Below are 14,738 nucleotides of genomic sequence, written 5' to 3' on the forward strand. Positions count from 1 at the left end.
GCCCGGGACGGCACGCTGGGCGGGTGGGGTGGCCGTCCGACAGCCGCGGGATGGAAAACGTCGCTCCCGACGCTCCGGCAGCGACGAGATCCATCTCCCCGCGAGGCGCCGACCCGCCACAAGATGGAAAACGCCGCTCCCGACCCGCGGGGAGCGACGTTTTCCATCTTCGGGACAAGGGCGCGGGGGACGGATCCGGACGGATCCGATCCGGTCACCGCGCCGACGGATCCCGTCCGGATCCGATTACAGGTTCGCCTCGGCGTAGATGCGGAGCGCGTCGCGGACGAACTCGGCACCGGCGGTGCCCTGCTCCGCCCCCGCGCGGTCCGCCTCGGTCGCGTAGTTCGCGCCGAAGCGCGGGTCCGCGACGTACATCTCGCCCAGGCCGATCACATAGGCCTTGCGGTCTGCGCCGTCGCCGTACGCGGGCGTGCCGGGGATGCCGGTCAGCCACTCGACGTGACGGCGGGCGGCGTCCTGCGCCTCGGGCGAAGCGGGATCCGCTCCCGCCTCGGCCAGGGCGATCCAGTCGGCGCCGAGGTCGGCGACGCGCTGCTTCCACGCCGCCTTCTCGTCGGCGCTCAGCCCCCGCCACCAGCGGTCGCTGTCGGCGTAGGCCTGCTTGCCCCAGCGGGTCTCGACCTCGTCCTTGTACTGGGTGTGGTCGAAGCCGTCGAACATGTTCTCAGGCATGAGGTCCTCTCCTTCTCTCAATGTGGTGATGGTGTGCTCGACCGACGCGATCTGCCGCGCCAGCCGGGCCTGCTCCGCGCGCAGCTGCTCGAGATGCCTCTCGAGCGCCGCCGCTTCGGCGTGACCGCCGCGTCCGGGCGCGGAGACCGGATCCTTGCCGACGACGTCGGCGATGGCGGGAAGCCCCAGGCCGAGCTCGCGCAGCAGCAGGATGCGCTGCAGGCGCACGAGGGCGCCCTTGTCGTAGTGCCGGTAGCCGTTCGACGCGATCCGCGTCGGCGGCAGCAGGCCGATGTCGTCGTAGTGCCGCAGCGTGCGGCTCGTGGTGCCGGTCAGCCGCGCGATCTCCTGGATCGACCAGTCCCGATGCGTCATCGGATCCTCCTTCCGTCGTCGTTGAGACCAGGCTAGAAGTTGACGTCGCGTCAATGTCAAGCGCATCCGGCGGCATCAGCCGCTACGGTCATACCGTGACCGCCGCCGATGCCCCGCAGACGCATGACACCAACGCCGCCCCGCACCCCGAGGGCGCGACGCATCCGCTCGCCCTCGCGCCGGTGATCCCGCCGCCGGCCACGGTCGACGGCTTCGTCGCGGAGTTCCTGCGCAACCTGAACTTCGACCAGGGCGTCAGCCTGAGCGCCTCCAGCCCCAACGACCGCTACCTCGCGCTCGCCTTCACCGTGCGCGACTACCTGATGGGACGCTGGCTCGAAGACCTGCGCGCCCAGAAGGAGTCGCAGGCGAAGGGCGTCTGCTACCTGTCGGCCGAATACCTGCTGGGTCGCCAGCTCGACAACAACCTGCTCGCGTCCGGACTCGCCGAGATCGCCGACGAGGCGCTCGCGGCCTGCGGACTGAGCCTGGACGAGCTGCGCGAGCACGAGATCGAGCCGGGCCTGGGCAACGGCGGCCTCGGACGGCTCGCGGCGTGCTTCATCGACTCCCTCGCGACCCTCGGCGTGCCGAGCATCGGATACGGGATCCGGTACGAGTACGGCATCTTCCGGCAGACCTTCGAGGACGGCCAGCAGGTCGAGCAGCCCGACGCCTGGCTGACCCTGGGCTCACCGTGGGAGTTCCCGCACCCGGAGCGCGCGCAGGTCGTCTCGTTCGGCGGGCGCACCGAGACCTACGACGACGGCGGCGTCACCCGCAGCCGCTGGATCCCGGCGTGGAACGTGAGCGCCGTGCCCTACAACTACATGGTCCCCGGCTTCCAGAACGGCCGCGTGAAGACGCTGCGGCTGTGGCGCGCCAGGGCGACCGACGCGTTCGATCTGCGCATCTTCAACTCCGGCGACTACGAGGAGGCCGTGCGCGCGCAGACCTTCGCCGAGAACATCTCGAAGGTGCTCTACCCCGAGGACTCGACCCCGCAGGGCAAGGAGCTGCGGCTGCAGCAGCAGTACTTCTTCGTCGCCGCATCCATCCGCGACTTCCTCGACAACATGCTCGCCGAGGGCTACGACCTCACCCGGCTCGGCGAGCGGGTGATCTTCCAGCTCAACGACACGCATCCCGTGATCGCCGTGCCCGAGCTGATGCGGGTGCTCGTCGACGAGCGCGGCCTGGACTGGGACACCGCGTGGTCGGTGACGCAGAGCTGCTTCGCGTACACCTGCCACACCCTGCTGCCCGAGGCCCTCGAGGTCTGGTCGGTGGAGCTGCTGGGCCGCCTGCTGCCGCGGCACCTGGAGATCATCTACCGGATCAACGAGGAGTTCCTCGCACAGGTGCGCGAGCGTTTCGGCGACGACGAGCTGCGGATCCGGAACATGTCGATCATCGCGGAGTTCCCCGAGCGCGCCGTGCGGATGGCCTACCTCGCCACGGTCGCCGGATCCAAGGTGAACGGCGTGGCCGAGCTGCACTCGCAGCTGCTGCGCGACAAGGTGCTGCCCGACTTCAATGCGTTCTACCCGGGCAAGTTCACCAACGTCACCAACGGGGTGACCCCGCGCCGGTTCCTGCGGCTCGCGAACCCGGCGCTGTCGTCGCTCATCACGGAGGCGATCGGCGACGGCTGGGTGACCGACCTGGAGCGGCTCCGCGAACTCGAGCCGTTCGCCGACGACGCGGGCTTCCGCGCCTCCTTCGCCGAGGTGAAGGCCGGCAACAAGCGGCGCCTGAACGACGTGCTGCAGGCCCGTGACGGGATGCGGGTCGGCGACGGCCACCTCGTCGACGTCATGGTGAAGCGCCTGCACGAGTACAAGCGCCAGCTGCTCAAGGTGCTGCACGTGGTGAGCGAGTACGAAGGGGTCGTGTCGGGGCGCATCCCGCTCGCGGAGCTGCAGCCGCGCACGGTGGTCTTCGGCGCGAAGGCGGCGCCCGGCTACGCGATGGCGAAGCGGATCATCCATCTCATCAACGCCGTCGGCTCCACGGTCAACACCGACGCACGGCTCGAGGGCCGGCTGCAGGTGCTGTTCCCGCCGAACTACAACGTCACCCTCGCCGAGAGCGTGATCCCGGCGGCCGACCTCAGCGAGCAGATCTCCCTCGCCGGCAAGGAGGCCTCCGGCACCGGCAACATGAAGTTCGCACTGAACGGCGCGCTCACGATCGGCACCGACGACGGCGCGAACGTCGAGATCCGCGAGCTCGTCGGCGACGACAACTTCTTCCTGTTCGGGATGACCGAGCCCGATGTCGCCGCGCTCCAGGCGCAGGGATACCGGCCGGCCGAGTTCTACCAGGCCGACGCCGGGCTTCGCCGGGCCATCGACCTGATCGCCTCGGGCGCCTTCTCCGGCGGCGACCGCTCGGTGTTCGAGCCGGTCGTGTCGAACCTGCTCTACGAGGACCGGTTCATGGTGCTCGCCGACTACGCCTCGTACATGGCCGCGCAGAAGCGCGTGGACGCGGCCTACGCCGACGCCGACCGGTGGACCCGCTCCGCGATCCTGAACGTCGCGCGCTGCGGATTCTTCTCCTCCGACCGCTCGATCCGCGACTACATCGACCGGATCTGGCACACCCCCCCGATGGCCTGAGCGAACCGCCTGCGATTCGAAGCGCGCAAATGGCTGCATCCTGTCCGCGGATGCAGCCATTTGCGCGCTTTGAAGTTTCTCCGGGGGACCCCTTGACGGGATCGAGATATATCGTGTTACGCTGAGGACACGATATATCTCGAATCTGCGGATCCGGGATCCCTCGACTCAGGAGAGAAGACATGACCGAGAAGTGGCTCATCGCCCCCGGGCAGGAGCGCGTGATCGACATCGAGCGCGCGTCGAAGCTCAAGATCGGGCTCGTCGGCGGGCAGGTCGACGTCATCGCGCACGACGAGCCGGGCATCCGGATCGAGGTGCACAACGTGACCGTCAAGGACCTGCGCATCGAGTCCGACGGCACCCAGATCGAGATCGATCACCCGCAGATCGGGTGGGACAACTTCCTCGAGGTGTTCCGCAACTTCGGCGCGGGCGGTCCCAAGGCCGAGATCAGCGTGGCGGTCCCCCGCGACGTCGCGCTCACTCTCGGCGTGGTCAGCGCCGGCGCGCTCATCTCCGGCCTCACCGAGGACGCCCGCCTGAACACGGTGTCGGGCGACCTCATCGTCGACACCCACCGCGGCGACCTCAACATCAACACCGTCTCCGGCGACGTGCAGGTGCGGGGCCTTGCCGGCACCGCCATGGCGAACACCGTCTCCGGCAGCGTCGCCCTGACCGGCGAGATCCGCAAGGCCACCGTCGACAGCGTGTCGGGCACGATGCTCATCGATGCGACCGGCGCCGTCAACACGGTGTCGCTGAACAGCGTCTCCGGCGACGCGACCGTGCGCCTGGACGAGGCCCTCGCCGCGAACTACGTGGCCCGCACCATGAGCGGCCGCATCGTGATCGACGGCGTGCCGCGCGGCTCCTCCGGCCCGTCGAACTTCACCGGCTCGCGCGGCGAGCTGTCCGGATCCTTCGCCGACGTGCGCGTGAACACCGTCTCCGGCGACATCACCGTGCTGCGCCGGGACGCCGCCGAGGCGCCCGTGTCGTTCACCTCCGACGGGGAGGACCTGCTGTGAGCCCCGCGGTCTTCTCGCACGGCGATCTGCGCCTGTACCTGCTCGCGCTGCTGGCCGAATCGCCACAGCACGGCTACGGCATCATCCAGGCACTGACCGACCGCACCGGCGGCACCTACACGCCCAGCGCCGGCACGATCTACCCGCGCCTGGCGAAGCTCGAGGAGGACGGGCTCGTCTCGAAGACCGTCGACGGCCGCACCACGATCTACGCGATCACGGATGCCGGACGGGCGGAGCTGGCCGCCCGCGAGGGCGACCTGCAGGGCATCGAGGCGGGGCTGAACGACTCGGTGCGGCTCATCGCGAACGAAGTGCGCCAGAGCGTGCAGGAGGCCATGAAGAGCCTGCGTGCGGATCTGGCCGCCGCGGCGCGCGAGGAGCAGAGCGGCGCATCCGCATCGGCGTACCGGGAGGCCTCCGCACGCGCGGACGAGCGGATCTCGAGCCGCGAGGAGCTGCGCCGCGCGGACGCCTCGATCAACGCGTTCCGCGCCCGGGTGCGCACCGACCTGCGCACGCACGTGGCGAAGGGGGGCACGCTTCCGCCGCAGGTCGTGAGCGACTTGGATGCCGCCCTCGACGCGGCGGCGCACGCCGTCACCGCGGCACTGGCCGCGACGGGTCCCGTGCGGCACTGAACCCACCCCGCGGGACCGCAAACCCCCGAGACGAAAACCCGCGACACCGCAAACCCGCGAGACCGCAAACCCGCGAGACCGCAACTGCGCGACGAGACTGCAACAGCGTGCTGCAGTCTCGTCGCGCAGTTGCAGTTTCGCGGTCAACGGGGTGAGCGCGGCCAACGGGGTCAGCGGTCGACGGGCCAGGGGCCGACGGGTCAGCGCGGCCGACGGGTCTCAGGCGCGGCGGGCTACTCCGGCCAGATCTCCTTCTGGGAATCGGGCACGGGCTCCTGCAGCGGGACCACGAGGATCGGCCGCGACTGGCGGTGCGAGAGCCGGGCGGCGACGGATCCGGTGAAGAACTCCCGGATCGATTCGCCGATGCCGCGGCTGCGCGTGCCGACCACGATGAGCTGAGCGTCCAGATCCCCCGCGAGGTGCTTGATCGCGAGCGCCGGATCGCCCACCAGCTGGCGGGCCGTCCAGGTCAGCCCGGATCCTGCGAGCACCTTCTCGACCTCGGCGCGGAGCTCGGCGAACTCCTCGGCGCCCGTGTCGATGTTCAGGTCGATGGGTGCGGAGTGCACCATTCCGTCCGGATCCTCGAAGGTCACGAAGCGCGTGACGTCCACGTGGACGACGACGAGCGGCGCGGACAGCAGGGTCGCGTAGCGCATCGCCTCGGTCAGCACACGAGGCGGCTGACCGGGCCGCAGGGCGACGATCACGGCCTTCTGCAACTGCGCGTTCTGCAGTTCGCGTTCCTCGGGGCTGGGGGTGGTGTCGCTCATGTCATCATTCCCTTCCGGCCGGGCTGCGGCGGGCTTCCCTCACGGCGAGGTGAGGTGGCCCTCGTGCTATCCTGGATGCTACTCTTACCGGCCGCGAGCCGGTGCCGCTGATAACACGACGGGCCCCGCAATGCCCGTTGTTTCTAGTAAGGGGGTCTCGCGCATGGGCCGTGGCCGTCAGAAGGCAAAGCACACGAAGATTGCCCGCGAACTCAAGGCGTACAGTCCGGATGTGAACTACGCCGCGCTCGAGCGCGAGCTGGGACATCCGGATCCCGACGACCAGTACGTCGACAAGTGGGCGGATCAGTACGCCGACGAAGACGAGGACGAGCTCGAAAAGGCCTGAGCCTCGCCCTTCGAAACCCCGCCCGAGCCTCGCTCGCGGCGGGGTTCGTCATTGGGACGCATGATCCCGCCGCGCCGCGAGTCCCGTACGCGCTCGCGATGTTCGCGCTCGCAGGGCCTCGTCGCCCGTCAGTCCCGGCCGCCTCATCACGGGATCTGATCGCTACCATTGCCGCATGTCCCCCCGCCATCCGCGCGAAGACCGAGTCACGAATCAGGTCGACGTCGCACGGCTCGCCGGCGTCTCCGCGCAGACCGTGTCGCGCGTCGTCTCCGGCCAGGGCAATGTGCGCCCCGAGACCGCTCGCCGGGTGCGGGCGGCGATCGACGAGCTCGGCTACCGCGTGCACGGGGCGGCGGCCTCTCTCGCCACGGGGCGCACCCGCGTGCTCGGCGTCATCGTCGTCTCGACGGATCGCTACTCCTCGGCGGCGCTCGGCGTGGGCATCCAGCGGGCCGCGAGCGCGAACGGGTACACCGTGACGACGGCCACGGTGGCCGATCATGCGTCGCCGGAGGCGTTCGCGGAGGCCTTCGACCGCCTGGAGCGCCAGGGCGCGGAAGGGATCGTCCTCGGCGTCCCGGTGGAGCTCGACAGCCCGGCGATGCGCACGCGCATGGCCCGCACGCCCGCGACGCGGAGTTCGCACATCTCGCTCGATCACGATGCGCCGCTCGTCGTGGATCAGCGCCTCGTCGCCCGGCTCGCGGTCGAGCACCTCCTCGACCTCGGGCACGAGACGGTGTGGCACGTCTCCGGCGACGAGTACTGGGACGAGGGGAAGCAGCGCCGGGAGGCGTGGGAGGGCGTGCTGCGGGAGCGCGGCATCACCCCGCCTCCGGTGATCCCGGCCGATTGGACGCCGGAATCCGGGTACCGGGCCGGGCGGACCATCGCCGCGATCCCGGGCGTGACCGCCGTGTTCGTCAGCAGCGACGAGATGGCTTTCGGGGTGATCCGTGCGCTGCACGAGGCGGGCCGGAACGTACCTGAGGACGTGTCCATGGTCAGCGTCGACGACATCGCGCTCGCGGCCTACGCCTCCCCCGCGCTCACCACGGTGCGGCAGCCGTTCGAGGCCATGGGCGTGGCCGCCGCGCTGCGGGTGATCGGCCAGATCGAGGGGCACGACCCCGTCGGCGAGCTGCCCTCGATCGTGCCGCATCTGGTCGTGCGCGCGTCGACGGCGCCTCCGCGCGCACGCTGAGGACCCGCGGTGCGGCGCGACGCACAGGCACTGGGAGGATGGATCCATGCCCCACGTCGTCGCGCTCTACCGCCATCCCGTCAAAGGCTTCACGCCGGAGAGCCTGCCGGCGCTCACCGTGCAGGCCGACGGCCGCATCGCCGGTGACCGCGTGCTCGCCTTCCGCTTCGCCGATGCCGTGGCCGCGGAGGAGCGCGACGGGCTCGACCACTGGCCGAAGTCGAAGGGGCTCGCGCTCGAGTCCTTCCCCGCCCTCGCCGCGCTCCGGCTGAGCTACGACGACGCGGCGCAGCGGGTGCGCATCCAGCACGGCGACGACACGCTCGTCGAGGCGGGCCTGGACGCGCAGGGCCGGACCGCCCTCGCCGATGCGGTGACGGCGTTCGTGCTGAGCTCCCCCGACGCCAAGCGCCTGCAGCGACCGGGACGGCTGCCCGTGGCGCTCGTCGGCGATGGCGCGACCTCCCGGTTCCAGGATCGCCATCGCGGCTATGTCTCCCTGCACAGCACAGCCAGCGTCGACGCGCTCGGGGCCGCGCTCGACCAGGACATCGACGACCGCCGGTTCCGCTCGAACGTCGTGATCGGCGGCGTGGATGCCTGGGAGGAGCTGGAATGGCAGGGCGACGTGCGGATCGGCGACGTGCGCCTGCACACCGCCGGCCCGATCGTGCGCTGCCTGGCGACGCACGCGAACCCCGACACGGGCGCGCGTGACGCGAGCGTGCTGAAGACGCTCACCGGTTCCCTCGGCCAGGACGAGCCGACCCTCGGCCGCCTGCTGATCCTGCCGGGCGTGAGCGGCGCGGTCGGCGACACGGCGGGCGCCGGCGGCACCATCCGCGTGGGCGACGAGGTCGTCGTCGGCTGAGGCCTCGCGTCAGCTGCGCGGCGCCGCCGTGCTCGCCCGCACCACGAGCTCGGTCGGGATGAGCTGCGGGTCGCCGGACGCCGCGTCGGCGCCGCCCGCGGGGCCCTCGAGCTCCGCGATGAGCGCGTCCACGGCGAGCGCACCGACGGCCTCGAAGCGCTGGCGGATCGTGGTCAGCGGCGGCCAGACGTGGCCCGCATCCGCGACGTCGTCGAAGCCCACCACGCTCACGTCCTCGGGGACGCGAAGGCCCGCCTCGTGCAGCGCGTGCAGCACGCCGATCGCCATGCTGTCGTTCGCCGCGAACACGGCGGTCACGTCGTCGCGCGCGGCGAGCTCCCGCCCCGCCGCGTAACCCGCCTCGGCCGACCAGTCGCCGGCGAGCGCATCGGGCACGGAGCGTCCGCGTTCTTCGAGCGCCGCCTTCCACGCCTCCCGCCGGCGGGTCGCCGCGTAAGACGACTCGGGCCCCGCGACATGCCAGACCGTGTCGTGCCCGAGATCGAGCAGATGCTCGGTGGCCTGGCGCGCACCGAGCGCCTGGTCGTTGTCGACGAACGGATGCGAGAAGCGCTGGTTCGAGTCGATCACGACGATCGGCAGCCCGGGCGGGATCTCGATCTCGGATCCGTCCAGCTGATGCGCCTCGATGAGGATGATGATGCCGTCCACGGCGTGCTCGGCCAGCCGGTGGAAGGCGCCGCTGACGGTCGACAGATTGCCGGGATCGACCGGGATGAGAGTGAGCGCGTACCCGGCCTGCGCGGCGCGGACGGCGATGGCGTCGAGAGTGCGGTGGTTGCCATAGGGCGCGAGCGTGAACATGATCACGCCGATGGCGCGGAAGCGCCCGGAGCGCAGCGCACGGGCGGCGCTGTTGGGGCGGTAGCCGAGCTCGGACATGGCCGCTTCGACCTTCGCCCGTGTGGCGGCGCCGACGTAGCCCTTCGCGTTGACCACCCGGGAGACTGTCTGCCCGGAGACCCCGGCGGCACGGGCGACGTCCTCGAGCGACGGCTCGCGTCGCCGCACGGGTGACGCGGCCGGATCCGAGGTCCGCTCCTCGTGATGCGCACCCATCGTGCTCCAATCTGTTGACGTTGACACATTAGCGCGAGACTGTGTATGTTGACGTTGACATACCGGGATCGGATCCCACGAGGAGAACGTCGATGACGACACTGCAGCATCGGGCGCCGCGGCGCGACCGGGCGGATTGGCGGGGATGGGCCTTCGTCGGGCCGTTCCTGATCGTGTTCGCCCTCGTCTTCCTGGCGCCGCTCGCCTACTCGGTCTACCTGAGCCTGTTCCGTCAGCAGCTCATCGGCGGGAACGCCTTCGTGGGGCTCGACAACTACATCCAGGCTCTGAGCGACCCGCAGTTCTGGGAGTCCTTCGGGCGCGTGCTGCTGTTCCTCGTCGTCCAGGTGCCGATCATGCTCGCCCTCGCCCTCGGCGCGGCGCTCGCGATCGACAGCGGCCGCCTTCGCGGCGCCTCCTTCTTCCGGATCCTGGTCTTCCTCCCCTACGCGGTGCCCGCGGTGGTGGCCGTGCTCATGTGGGGCTACATCTACGGCGACCAGTTCGGGCTCGCCGGCAACATCAACCACCTGGTGGGCTTCGAGCTGCTCACCCCGTTCGCCCGGGAGTGGATCCTCGCGTCGATCGGCAACATCGTCACCTGGGAGTTCGTCGGCTACAACATGCTGATCTTCTACTCCGCGCTGAAGACCATCCCCGCGGAGCTCTACGAGGCGGCGGCGCTCGACGGCGCAGGGCAGTGGCGCATCGTGAGCGCGATCAAGATCCCCGCGGTGCGCGGCGCGCTCGTGATCGCCACGATCTTCTCGATCATCGGCAGCTTCCAGTTGTTCAACGAGCCGAACATCCTGCGCCCGCTGGCCCCCAACGTCATCACGACCTACTTCACCCCGAACATGTACGCCTACAACCTCTCCTTCGCCGGCCAGCAGTTCAACTACGCCGCCACCATCGCGATCGTGATGGGCGTGATCACCGCGGTGATCGCCTACGTCGTGCAGCTGCGCGGATCCCGGGCGGAGGTGCGCTGAGATGACCGCCGTCACGACCGCGCGCGGACCGCGCACCCGCAGCTCGAAGCTGCTCCTGCTCGTCATGGTCCTGTACGCGCTGTACACCCTCGTGCCGCTTGTCTGGCTGCTGATCAGCGCGACCAAGACCCAGGCGGGCCTGTTCGGATCCTTCGGCCTGTGGTTCTCGAACGACTTCGCCTTCTTCGACAACCTGGCGCAGACGCTGAGCTACCGCGACGGCATCTTCCTGCGCTGGCTTGGCAACACCCTGCTCTATGTCGTGCTCGGTGCGGGCGGAGCGACCCTGCTCGCCACGCTCGCCGGATACGGCCTCGCCAAGTACCGCTTCCCCGGCCGGCGTGCGGTGTTCGCCGTCGTCCTCGGCGCGGTCGCGGTGCCCGGCACCGCGCTCGCCGTGCCGACGTTCCTGCTGTTCAGCCAGATGGGGCTCACCAACACCCCGTGGGCTGTGATCATCCCTTCGCTGATCAGCCCTTTCGGCCTGTACCTGATGTGGGTGTTCGCCTCGGACGCGGTCCCCGCGGAACTGCTCGAGGCCGCCCGGATCGACGGCGCCGGCGAGTTCCGGATCTTCTTCACGATCGCTCTGCGCCTGCTCGCACCGGGCGTCGTGACGGTGATCCTCTTCACGGTCGTCGCGACCTGGAACAACTACTTCCTGCCCCTCATCATGCTGAGCGACCCCTCCTGGTATCCGCTCAGCGTCGGGCTCAACCAGTGGGCGGCGCAGGCCTCGGGCGTCAGCGCGCAGCCCATCTACAACCTCGTGATCATGGGGTCCGTCCTCACGATCGTCCCGATCGTCATCGCGTTCCTCCTGCTGCAGCGGTTCTGGCAGGCGGGTCTCAGCGCTGGCAGCGTCAAGCAATGACGCACCCCCTGCACCGCAACCACAACGAAGTGAAGGAGAAACCCATGGCACGCACGCGTGCAGTGCGCCGCACCCTGATCGCCGCGACCGCCGTGATCGCCACGATCGGCGCCCTGGCCGGCTGCTCCGCCGGAGGCACCTCGGGCGGATCCGGATCCGCATCGGATCTGGACGCCGCGCTGAAGAAGGGCGGCGAGATCACCTACTGGTCCTGGACCCCCAGCGCCGAGGCCCAGGTCGCCGCCTTCGAGAAGGCCTACCCGCAGGTGAAGGTCAAGCTCGTCAACGCGGGAACCAACACCGAGGAGTACACGAAGCTCCAGAACGCCATCAAGGCGGGATCCGGTGCGCCCGACGTCGTGCAGATCGAGTACTACGCGATGCCGCAGTTCGCCCTTTCGGACGCGCTCGTCGACCTGTCGGCGTACGGCATGGCCGACCTGAAGTCGAAGTACAGCGCCTCCACCTGGGGCGCGGTGAACATCGGCGGCAAGCTCGTCGGACTCCCGCAGGACTCCGGACCCATGGCGCTGTTCTACAACAAGAAGGTGTTCGACACCTACGGCATCGAGGTGCCGAAGACGTGGGACGAGTACATCGCGGCGGCCAAGAAGCTGCACGCGGCCGACCCGACCAAGTACATCACCGCGGACACCGGCGACTCCGGCTTCGCCACCAGCATGATCTGGCAGGCCGGCGGCAAGCCGTTCACCACCGATGGCACGAAGGTCACGATCGACCTCGCCGACGAGGGCGTGAAGAAGTGGACCTCGGTGTGGAACCAGCTCTCCCAGCAGGGACTGCTCTCCACGACCCCGGGCTGGTCGGACGAGTGGTACAAGGGCCTCGGCGACGGCTCCATCGCCTCGCTCGTGATCGGCGCCTGGATGCCGGGTGTGCTCGAGTCGAGCGTCGCGAGCGCGTCCGGCGACTGGCGCGTCGCGCCCACCCCGACGTACGACGGCACGGCGGCGAACGCCGAGAACGGCGGCGGCGGCCAGTCGGTCACCAAGCAGTCGAAGAACCCCGCGCTGGCGGCCGCGTTCCTGCGCTGGCTGAACAGCGACAAGGCGTCGATCGACGTGTTCCTGAAGTCGGGCGGCTTCCCGTCCACCACCGCCGACCTGGAGGACCCGGAGTTCCTCGCCGCAGCACCCGACTACTTCGGCGGTCAGAAGATCAACGAGGTGCTGACGCAGGGCTCGAAGGACGTGCGCACCGGCTGGAGCTACCTGCCGTTCCAGGTGTACGCGAACAGCATCTTCGGCGACACCGTCGGCCAGGCCTACCAGAACAAGTCCGATCTGAACGACGGACTCAAGGCCTGGCAGGAGGCGCTCGTCAAGTACGGCAACAGCCAGGGCTTCTCCGTCAACAAGTAACCCCACCCGCACTCGCTGCCTCGGGGAGGAGGCGCCCGCCTCCTCCCCGAACCGTCCGGCGCCGCACGCGCCCTAGGGAGCCATCCGTGACCACCTTCTCCATCGGCGAGGCCGACTTCCTCCGCGACGGCGCACCGCACCGGATCCTGTCCGGCGCGATCCACTACTTCCGCGTGCACCCGGACGAATGGGCGGACCGGATCCGCAAGGCGCGGCTGATGGGGCTGAACACGGTCGAGACGTACGTCGCCTGGAACGCGCACGAGCCGCGGCGCGGCGAATGGGACGCGGCAGGTCCGAACGACCTCGGGCGGTTCCTCGACCTGGTCGCTGCGGAGGGGATGGACGCGATCGTGCGCCCCGGCCCCTACATCTGCGCGGAGTGGCACAACGGCGGACTCCCGGTGTGGCTGACGCGCGACGACCGCATCCGGCTGCGCAGCTCGGATCCGCTCTTCGTCGCCGAGATCGGCGCCTACCTGCGTCGCGTGTACGAGATCGTCGCGCCACGCCAGGCGGATCGCGGCGGACCGGTCGTCCTCGTGCAGATCGAGAACGAGTACGGCGCCTACGGCGACGACGCCGCCTATCTCGCCGAGCTCGTGCGCATCACCCGCGACAGCGGCATCACGGTGCCGCTGACCACGGTCGACCAGCCGCAGGACGGCATGCTGCGCGACGGCAGCATCCCCGGCCTGCACCGCACCGGATCCTTCGGCTCCCACACGGCGCAGCGCCTCGCGACGCTGCGCGCTCATCAGCCGACCGGGCCGCTGATGTGCTCGGAGTTCTGGGACGGCTGGTTCGACTGGTGGGGCGGCGTGCACCACACCACGAGCGCTGAGGACGCCGCGGCCGAGCTCGACGCGCTGCTCGCGGCGGGCGCCTCGGTGAACATCTACATGTTCCACGGCGGGACGAACTTCGGGCTCACCAACGGCGCGAACCACAAGGGCCGCTACCTGCCCATCACGACCTCCTACGACTACGACGCGCCCCTCGACGAGGCGGGGGATCCGACCCCGAAGTTCCACGCCTTCCGCGCCGTGATCGCGAAGTACGCTCCGGTTCCCGCCGAGGAGGTGCCCCCGCGCGGTCCGCGTCCGGTCGCCGAGGCGCCGCTGCGCGCGCTCGGATCGTGGACGGACGCCCCGGCCGCGCCGGCGACGCACACGGATCCGCCCTCCTTCGAGGAGCTGGACACGCTCGCGCCCCTCGTGCGGTACGAGACCGAACTGCCCGCAGCCACGGGAGACGGCTGGCGCCTGCTGTCGTTCGGCGAGGTGCGCGACGCCGCACAGGTGAGCGTCGACGGCGTCCCTGTGGGGCGCATCTCGCGCACCGCGGGTGAGCGCTCCCTGCGGATCCCGGACGGCCGCCGGCTCACGGTCCTGGTCGAGGAGCAGGGGCGCGTGAACTACGACCACCGCCTCGGGGAGCCCAAGGGGCTCATCGGCGGCGCCGCGCTCGGCGGCGAGCCGCTGCGGGACTGGACGGCGACCCCGATCGATCCCTCGGCCGCGGCCGCCGCGCTCGGCACTGCGGAGCCTGTCGGGCACGCGCGGCCTGGCCCCTCGGCGTGGAGCGCCGAGGTCGCGCTGGACGCACCGTCGGACCTGTTCCTCGACACGGCCGGGTGGGGCGACGGCTACGCGCTCGTCAACGGCTTCCTGCTGGGGCGGTACCGGCGCACCGGCCCGCAGCGCACGCTTTACGTGCCGTCCCCCGTGACGCGCGCCGGTGCGAACACGGTCACCGTGCTGGAGCTGCACCACTTGGACGACGCCACGGTGCGGCTGGTCCCGGCCGCCCTGCTCGGCCCGGCCGAGGAGTGAGG

Annotated in this window: 13 protein-coding genes; 10 read left to right on the forward strand and 3 right to left on the reverse strand. The window is 70.2% G+C overall.

Going from position 1 to position 14,738, the window contains the following annotated elements; translation table 11 throughout:
* Window positions 1-246: 246 nt before the first annotated feature.
* Complete coding sequence (locus AERO9AM_RS16570; RefSeq protein ID WP_159577142.1) at window positions 247-1,071, reverse strand: MerR family transcriptional regulator; 825 nt, start codon at window positions 1,069-1,071, stop codon at window positions 247-249.
* 53 nt (window positions 1,072-1,124) lie between these two features.
* Between AERO9AM_RS16570 and AERO9AM_RS16575 the strand changes: the two genes are divergently transcribed.
* The 3 genes from AERO9AM_RS16575 to AERO9AM_RS16585 all read left to right on the forward strand — a co-directional run bounded on the left by AERO9AM_RS16575 (window position 1,125) and on the right by AERO9AM_RS16585 (window position 5,370).
* Window positions 1,125-3,695 (forward strand): glycogen/starch/alpha-glucan phosphorylase, encoded by a 2,571-nt coding sequence (locus tag AERO9AM_RS16575; RefSeq protein ID WP_159577143.1) that lies wholly within the window; start codon window positions 1,125-1,127, stop codon window positions 3,693-3,695.
* A 182-nt stretch (window positions 3,696-3,877) separates the two neighbouring features.
* A complete protein-coding gene (locus AERO9AM_RS16580; RefSeq protein ID WP_159577144.1) occupies window positions 3,878-4,729 on the forward strand; it encodes a DUF4097 family beta strand repeat-containing protein in 852 nt (283 codons plus the stop codon).
* Complete coding sequence (locus tag AERO9AM_RS16585; protein WP_159577145.1) at window positions 4,726-5,370, forward strand: PadR family transcriptional regulator; 645 nt, start codon at window positions 4,726-4,728, stop codon at window positions 5,368-5,370. The genes AERO9AM_RS16580 and AERO9AM_RS16585 overlap by 4 nt, the downstream gene beginning before the upstream one ends.
* 233 nt (window positions 5,371-5,603) lie before the next feature.
* On the opposite strand, the gene AERO9AM_RS16590 is transcribed toward AERO9AM_RS16585, so the two are convergent.
* Complete coding sequence (locus AERO9AM_RS16590; protein WP_159577146.1) at window positions 5,604-6,146, reverse strand: universal stress protein; 543 nt, start codon at window positions 6,144-6,146, stop codon at window positions 5,604-5,606.
* Between the two features lie 163 nt (window positions 6,147-6,309).
* On the opposite strand from AERO9AM_RS16590, the gene AERO9AM_RS16595 reads away from it, so the two are divergent.
* The 3 genes from AERO9AM_RS16595 (at window position 6,310) to AERO9AM_RS16605 (ending at window position 8,573) form a co-directional block, all read left to right on the forward strand.
* Window positions 6,310-6,495, forward strand: a complete 186-nt coding sequence (locus AERO9AM_RS16595) for a DUF3073 domain-containing protein (RefSeq protein ID WP_159577147.1) — start codon at window positions 6,310-6,312, stop codon at window positions 6,493-6,495.
* Between the two features lie 175 nt (window positions 6,496-6,670).
* Window positions 6,671-7,702 (forward strand): LacI family DNA-binding transcriptional regulator, encoded by a 1,032-nt coding sequence (locus tag AERO9AM_RS16600; protein WP_159577148.1) that lies wholly within the window; start codon window positions 6,671-6,673, stop codon window positions 7,700-7,702.
* A 46-nt stretch (window positions 7,703-7,748) separates the two neighbouring features.
* Window positions 7,749-8,573 (forward strand): MOSC domain-containing protein, encoded by an 825-nt coding sequence (locus AERO9AM_RS16605; protein WP_159577149.1) that lies wholly within the window; start codon window positions 7,749-7,751, stop codon window positions 8,571-8,573.
* A 9-nt stretch (window positions 8,574-8,582) separates the two neighbouring features.
* Here AERO9AM_RS16605 and AERO9AM_RS16610 read toward each other — a convergent pair whose 3' ends face one another.
* On the reverse strand, window positions 8,583-9,653 hold the full coding sequence (locus AERO9AM_RS16610) for a LacI family DNA-binding transcriptional regulator (protein WP_159577150.1): 1,071 nt from the start codon (window positions 9,651-9,653) through the stop codon (window positions 8,583-8,585).
* A gap of 92 nt (window positions 9,654-9,745) precedes the next feature.
* On the opposite strand from AERO9AM_RS16610, the gene AERO9AM_RS16615 reads away from it, so the two are divergent.
* The 4 genes from AERO9AM_RS16615 (at window position 9,746) to AERO9AM_RS16630 (ending at window position 14,736) form a co-directional block, all read left to right on the forward strand.
* Window positions 9,746-10,645, forward strand: coding sequence for a carbohydrate ABC transporter permease (locus tag AERO9AM_RS16615; RefSeq protein WP_159577151.1), 900 nt, complete (start codon window positions 9,746-9,748; stop codon window positions 10,643-10,645).
* 1 nt (window position 10,646) lies between these two features.
* The gene (locus AERO9AM_RS16620; protein WP_159577152.1) at window positions 10,647-11,519 is read left to right on the forward strand and encodes a carbohydrate ABC transporter permease; all 873 of its coding nucleotides are present in this window, start codon (window positions 10,647-10,649) and stop codon (window positions 11,517-11,519) included.
* Window positions 11,520-11,563: 44 nt separating this feature from the next.
* A complete protein-coding gene (locus AERO9AM_RS16625) occupies window positions 11,564-12,901 on the forward strand; it encodes an ABC transporter substrate-binding protein (RefSeq protein ID WP_159577153.1) in 1,338 nt (445 codons plus the stop codon).
* Window positions 12,902-12,987: 86 nt separating this feature from the next.
* Window positions 12,988-14,736 (forward strand): glycoside hydrolase family 35 protein, encoded by a 1,749-nt coding sequence (locus AERO9AM_RS16630; protein WP_159577154.1) that lies wholly within the window; start codon window positions 12,988-12,990, stop codon window positions 14,734-14,736.
* Window positions 14,737-14,738 lie beyond the last annotated feature (2 nt).

The organism is Microbacterium sp. 8M, assembly GCF_902506375.1.
In the GTDB taxonomy this organism is placed as follows: Bacteria; Actinomycetota; Actinomycetes; order Actinomycetales; family Microbacteriaceae; genus Microbacterium.